This is a genomic window from Ursidibacter sp. B-7004-1, assembly GCF_053654055.1.
This window is the reverse complement of sequence record NZ_JBSIUP010000063.1, coordinates 1-3,758: the sequence shown is the minus strand read 5'-3', so window position 1 is coordinate 3,758 and position 3,758 is coordinate 1. Positions and strand designations below refer to the sequence as shown.

At 35.9% G+C, this 3,758-nt stretch carries 3 protein-coding genes and 1 pseudogene; all 4 read right to left on the bottom strand.

The window, feature by feature from the left end:
• Positions 1-122 precede the first annotated feature (122 nt).
• Positions 123-413: a hypothetical protein gene (locus ACWIW0_RS11140; protein WP_454453370.1), complete on the bottom strand. Its 291-nt coding sequence runs from the start codon at positions 411-413 to the stop codon at positions 123-125.
• Positions 414-417: 4 nt separating this feature from the next.
• Positions 418-1,632 carry a polymorphic toxin type 50 domain-containing protein gene (locus tag ACWIW0_RS11135; protein ID WP_454453369.1) on the bottom strand — a complete coding sequence of 405 codons (1,215 nt, stop codon included), beginning with the start codon at positions 1,630-1,632 and terminating at the stop codon, positions 418-420.
• Positions 1,633-1,791: 159 nt separating this feature from the next.
• Positions 1,792-2,208: a hypothetical protein gene (locus tag ACWIW0_RS11130; RefSeq protein ID WP_454453368.1), complete on the bottom strand. Its 417-nt coding sequence runs from the start codon at positions 2,206-2,208 to the stop codon at positions 1,792-1,794.
• A pseudogene (locus tag ACWIW0_RS11125) lies at positions 2,208-3,758 on the bottom strand (hypothetical protein); the annotation flags it as partial. The gene ACWIW0_RS11130 and the pseudogene ACWIW0_RS11125, both read right to left, overlap by 1 nt.

The following is a 3,758-nucleotide window of genomic DNA, read 5'->3' as shown; positions in this document are numbered from 1 at the left end:
CGATGGCGCGAGTTTTCAAACTCGTGTCAAAACAATCTTTTGCAAAAAATTGAACATATTAAACCGCTTGTAAGAATCCAATAACACCCGTGTGAACAAGGGCGTTATCATGGACATTATATTTACTCATAACGTTTATAGACACACACCCATCCTTTAAAATCTAAGGCTGCAGAATATTGCAAAATAATTAGCTCTTCATCAATAGTATATTCACTATCAAAATCAGCTATAATAGCTGTGCCGATCTCATAAATAATCTCTTCCCAATAGCTGCTTTTTTTGTCAATAACAACACATAGAAATATATTATGGCTATCTATTTTTACATAAACTCCTCTTACATCACTTGTTATCCTACCGATTAAAGCTGCTTGAGCAGATAGTCTTAACCTTATTATTTTTTCGTACATATATTTAATTTCCATTCTCTGGCTTAGCTGGTACAACATGATATCCATTTTTACTATAATGAATAATTCCCATAGTTGTTGGACTATACTTACCAGTCTCTTGATCAAAATAATTACCTATAACTTTGTTGAAATTCACACGCTCTTTTGAACCTGGTATTCCAACTTTATTTTTTCCAACTTGTTGTCCCGTTCCAACATACCCTTTTAATGAATCTAAATTTACAGTAATAGTACTTTTAAATTCACCGTTAGCAAGTGCCACTTTATATTCATTTGTATCTACTATATGTTTGTTTTGCTTAGAGATTTCCATTCTCAAGCCTGCAAGATCCACTTTTTGGGTTTCATATCCATTTGTATGAGTAATAACAACCTGATCTTTCCCTATAATCTTTTTAGGCACTCTTATTGAGAAATTAGTCGCATTTGGAACCCCACTCCTTCCTTTAGCAACCACCGCATTTTGCATTTCTTGCACGAGTTCTTGCCACGTTTGTGGAAGATTTGGACGATTATTCAGTTCATTGAAAACTTCTCGATAAATTGTTTCATCTGTTTTCCAATCTGATTTATTTCGCCATTCTCCTGTATGCCCTAATACATAAGGATAACTGTAGTTAGGTTTATAACCGATATTATTGAGATATTTCTCTCCCAATATTAAGTTGGCAACAGCGACATCCGCTCCCGAAGTATATTTTTCTCCTCGACCAAAATCTGTCCGACCACTAACAGTTTCATTTATGAAACGTTCTACAAATCGATCTAAATCCAGTTTTTCTAACGGAGTAAGTTTTTCTCCTCTTTGATATTTTCTAGCTAAAACATCACTTCTTTGATCAAAATAAGCTAACTCTAAAATTTCGAATTTTTCTTTTTCTGTTAATTCTTTGCCACTTGAGCGTTTAATAATTAACTCATTAAAGCGTTGGCGAGAAGCTTCACTTAAGAAATTATTCTCCACCGCATTTTCCGCAATCCCCATTCCATCGCCTACACTGCTTGCAATCGCAAGTGAGTTGCCGCCTGTTGTCGCTGAGCTTAACCCCGCTGCAACACCACCTGCCACTTTACTCAAGTCTGCAATGCTTTTCTTTTGCTCTTCTGTCAAGGTTTCAGGATTATCCTTGTTGTAAAGAGCTTTTGTGAGATAGTATGCTCCCGCTTCGCCAATACCTGCCGCAACCGCTCCATTTATTGCGTTACCACCGTTCAACTCGGCTTCAATCGCTCCCCAAATCATATGGGCTGGAATATTGAGTTCAGGGTGGTTTTCCGTGGCTTTTTTGATTTGCTCGTTAATATAAGGTGAAGCCGCCCCTGCAATTACCCCTTCAGTTGGTTTACCGCCTACTGTATTAGTTAATGCTCATAGCTAATTTCGATACTTCATATTCTCCGTACATATTCTCGTATTATCTCCATCTTGAGCCAGACACCAATATATTGGAGGTCTAAATCTATACCCCAATTCATAATAACAGTGAGCATTAGACGGTATAAGTCCACTTAGATAAAGATATTCCTGATATTCATTTGGATACTCTGTTCTCATTATTGAAAAGCCATCATTTGAATATCCTAATCTCTCATAACGATTTTTTAGATATTCAAACCGCTCTTTATCTTTTTTCTTTAATTTTGATTTGTTTTTTTCAAAACAAAATTGTTTCTCCTCATAAGAAATACGTTTACCATCTTTAATCCAAAATTCAGTAGAATTCGGAGAGCCATTAGCTAAATAACAACCTGACATTGCTAAAGGGAATAATATGATTAATAACTTTTTCATTATTCATTCTCCCCATCTTTTATTACTGGTTTATTATTGAACTCAATTGTTTTTGTTTTAGGTCCTATTTGTCCCCAAATTTTTTGCTGATAATTAATTATCTCTTTCCTATTTCTATCGCTTTTTTCCCCGTTGCTAGGGTTTAAAAAATCAATTACTCTCTCATCTTTATAATAAGCCTTAGTATGATCTCCAGCAAAAATTCCCCATAATGGAATTCCTGTTGTATTACTCCCTGTTGTGTTTGTATTACCAATCCCTAAACTGAATGCTCCCGGAATCCATGGCAAGCTTAAACCTGTACCAACAATATCTCTAGGTGCTACTGCATACTCCACTTTTCCATCTCTAAATACCCCACTCGCTTTTTCTACATAACCTTTATCATATAAACCTAAGGACAACATCCCTCCAATTGTTTTATTTGTCATTGGGTAAGAAGTGCCAACAGTATTTGCCTTCAATGTCGTATTATTAAGCTGCATTCCTTTATAACTCGCCCAGTTCATTGCGTTTTTGGTACTAGACACCCCTAAACTATGCGAAAGATGTTTTAAATCCACCTGTGCATTTGGGTTGTTTCGGTTATATTCTTCCAATAATCCCCAAATTTTTGCTTGTTCTCGGCTTGCATTGGAAGCACCAAAAATAGCAGGGGCATCTATACCCGCTCTAAGTCGCTCAAATACGGTAAAACCTAATTCTGTCGCAATAGATGCATATTCTTTTTGGACAACTAAAACATCATTTTCTAAATAATCTTCACCACCATATTGAATAGCACCTTGTAACCTATCTTGATCATCAATATTAAAAATACCGTGAGCATACATTCGAGCAAGTTTTTTAGCATCTTCTTTAGTTTTAGGAACCTCTAAGGTTTCTACATCTAATTCAGATATTTTAATGCAATCAATACTTTCACAATCTTTTGCTCGTTTTTCTTTCACAAAAATATTACCTTCCTTTTTCTCTATGTTGTAGTAAATGTCATCACCAATATCATGAATATTCTTCACAAAATTCGTTGCTGTTGTTAAATCTCGCTCCAAATCTCCCTTTATTTGTTCAATATCCACTTTATTGACCTGCTGATGAATATTAGCTTTATTGATTTCTTTTACTGTTTCTTCCACCGTTTTTCCCGTTAATTTCTGTTGGGTTTGTTCATCTCGAATCGTAATATTTTTAGTATTGATTGAGGCTGTCGTAATACCGCTATCACTACCTTTATCACTTACCTGTCCTAATAGTGCGGTTGCCAGTTTTGCAACTCCCCAGTTACCTTGTGAACCAACTCCAGCAACGCCACCCATCTCAACTTTGGATGAACCGTCTTTGTGGTTCTTACCAATCTCTTGAAGTTTCACTCCTGCAATATCTTTTGGAGCTTCGCCGCCGCTCACACTAAAACCTCCATTCAAACCAAAACCTTTTGCAGAGTACTCCGAATGATTTTGTATATCTTCAGAAGTCAGCGTATTTGTTATGAATTGATTTTTTCCTTCCTGTTCAGCTTTTTCTGTAGAGGTGATTGTTCCTCCTTTTAA